The organism is Kurthia sibirica (assembly GCF_003143975.1).
Lineage (GTDB): Bacteria > Bacillota > Bacilli > Bacillales_A > Planococcaceae > Kurthia > Kurthia sibirica.
On the sequence record NZ_QFVR01000049.1, the window covers coordinates 1 to 3163 of the forward strand.

At 49.2% G+C, this 3163-nt stretch carries 1 rRNA gene; it reads right to left on the reverse strand.

Features of this window, described 5'->3' with window-relative positions:
* Nucleotides 1-51 precede the first annotated feature (51 nt).
* A 23S ribosomal RNA gene (locus tag DEX24_RS16675) occupies nt 52-2981 on the reverse strand.
* Nucleotides 2982-3163: the final 182 nt, after the last annotated feature.

Genomic DNA, 3163 nt, shown 5'->3' on the forward strand with positions numbered 1-3163 from the left:
ATTATTCTTTCAAAACTGGATAAACGGTTCATTGAAATGTTTTGTAACTTCGTGGTTAAGTCCTCGATCGATTAGTATTCGTCAGCTCCGTATGTCGCCACACTTCCACCTCGAACCTATCTACCTTGTCGTCTTCAAGGGATCTTAATTACTTGCGTAATGGGAAATCTCATCTTGAGGGGGGCTTCATGCTTAGATGCTTTCAGCACTTATCCCGTCCATACATAGCTACCCAGCGATGCCTTTGGCAAGACAACTGGTACACCAGAGGTATGTCCATCCCGGTCCTCTCGTACTAAGGACAGCTCCTCTCAAATTTCCTACGCCCACGACGGATAGGGACCGAACTGTCTCACGACGTTCTGAACCCAGCTCGCGTACCGCTTTAATGGGCGAACAGCCCAACCCTTGGGACCGACTACAGCCCCAGGATGCGATGAGCCGACATCGAGGTGCCAAACCTCCCCGTCGATGTGGACTCTTGGGGGAGATAAGCCTGTTATCCCCGGGGTAGCTTTTATCCGTTGAGCGATGGCCCTTCCATGCGGAACCACCGGATCACTAAGCCCGTCTTTCGACCCTGCTCGACTTGTAGGTCTCGCAGTCAAGCTCCCTTATGCCTTTACACTCTACGAATGATTTCCAACCATTCTGAGGGAACCTTTGGGCGCCTCCGTTACTCTTTAGGAGGCGACCGCCCCAGTCAAACTGTCCGCCTGACACTGTCTCCTACCCCGATAAGGGGCAAGGGTTAGAATGTCAATGCATTTAGGGTAGTATCCCAACAACGCCTCCACCGAAGCTAGCGCTCCGGTCTCTCAGGCTCCTACCTATCCTGTACAAAATGCACCAAAATTCAATATCAGGCTACAGTAAAGCTCCACGGGGTCTTTCCGTCCTGTCGCGGGTAACCTGCATCTTCACAGGTACTATAATTTCACCGAGTCTCTCGTTGAGACAGTGCCCAGATCGTTACGCCTTTCGTGCGGGTCGGAACTTACCCGACAAGGAATTTCGCTACCTTAGGACCGTTATAGTTACGGCCGCCGTTTACTGGGGCTTCAATTCTCACCTTCGCTTGCGCTAAGCAATCCTCTTAACCTTCCAGCACCGGGCAGGCGTCAGCCCCTATACGTCATCTTACGATTTTGCAGAGACCTGTGTTTTTGCTAAACAGTCGCCTGGGCCTATTCACTGCGGCTCTCTCGGGCTTTCACCCTACTAGAGCACCCCTTCTCCCGAAGTTACGGGGTCATTTTGCCGAGTTCCTTAACGAGAGTTCTCTCGCACACCTTAGGATTCTCTCCTCGACTACCTGTGTCGGTTTGCGGTACGGGCACCTATCTATCTCGCTAGCGGCTTTTCTTGGCAGTGTGAAATCAGGAACTTCGCGATTAATCGCTCGTCATCACAGCTCAACGTTACAGGAAGCGGATTTGCCTACTTCCACGCCTTACTGCTTGAACACACATAACCAACAGTGTGCTTACCCTATCCTACTGCGTCCCCACATCACTCAAACGATAAATTGGTGGTACAGGAATATCAACCTGTTATCCATCGCCTACGCCTATCGGCCTCGGCTTAGGTCCCGACTAACCCTGAGCGGACGAGCCTTCCTCAGGAAACCTTAGTCATACGGTGGACGGGATTCTCACCCGTCTTTCGCTACTCATACCGGCATTCTCACTTCTAAGCGCTCCACCAGTCCTTCCGGTCTGACTTCACAGCACTTAGAACGCTCTCCTACCACGGACATCTAAGATGTCCATCCACAGCTTCGGTGAATCGTTTAGCCCCGATACATTTTCGGCGCAGCGTCACTCGACCAGTGAGCTATTACGCACTCTTTAAATGATGGCTGCTTCTGAGCCAACATCCTGGTTGTCTAAGCAACGCCACATCCTTTTCCACTTAACGATTACTTTGGGACCTTAGCTGGTGGTCTGGGCTGTTTCCCTTTTGACTACGGATCTTATCACTCGCAGTCTGACTCCCGTGTATAAATCATTGGCATTCGGAGTTTGTCTGAATTCGGTAATCCGGGATGGACCCCTAGTCCAAACAGTGCTCTACCTCCAAGATTCTAAAACACGAGGCTAGCCCTAAAGCTATTTCGGAGAGAACCAGCTATCTCCAGGTTCGATTGGAATTTCTCCGCTACCCACACCTCATCCCCGCATTTTTCAACATACGTGGGTTCGGTCCTCCAGTAAGTGTTACCTTACCTTCAACCTGGACATGGGTAGATCACCTGGTTTCGGGTCTACAACCACATACTCATTCGCCCTATTCAGACTCGCTTTCGCTACGGCTCCGTCTTATCAACTTAACCTTGCATGTAATCGTAACTCGCCGGTTCATTCTACAAAAGGCACGCTATCACCCATTAACGGGCTCTAACTACTTGTAGGCACATGGTTTCAGGATCTATTTCACTCCCCTTCCGGGGTGCTTTTCACCTTTCCCTCACGGTACTGGTTCACTATCGGTCACTAGAGAGTATTTAGCCTTGGGAGATGGTCCTCCCAGATTCCGACGGAATTTCACGTGTTCCGCCGTACTCAGGATCCACTCTGGAGAGAACGAACTTTTGACTACAGGGCTGTTACCTGCTATGGCGGGTCTTTCCAAACCGCTTCGTCTAATTCGTTCCTTTGTAACTCCGTATAGAGTGTCCTACAACCCCAAGAAGCAAGCTTCTTGGTTTGGGCTCTTCCCGTTTCGCTCGCCGCTACTAAGGGAATCGATTTTTCTTTCTCTTCCTTCAGGTACTTAGATGTTTCAGTTCCCTGAGTCTGCCATCAGAACGCTATGAATTCACGTTAAGATACTACCCTATTAAAGGTAGTGGGTTCCCCCATTCGGAAATCTCCGGATCAAAGCTTACTTACAGCTCCCCGAAGCATATCGGTGTTAGTGCCGTCCTTCTTCGGCTTCTAGTGCCAAGGCATCCGCCATGCGCCCTTAATAACTTAACCTATTCGATTCCAATTCACCTCGTTCTACTTGTTAGCTATGCTTTCGCTCACTAATTCGTCTTACGTGTGTTTTGAAATAAATACATTTTCAAGTCATTAAGCCTAAAAAATTAAAACTTAATAAAAAATTAATGTGTTACTTATATTTCAATGTCGTTTTATCCAGTTTTCAAAGAACAATT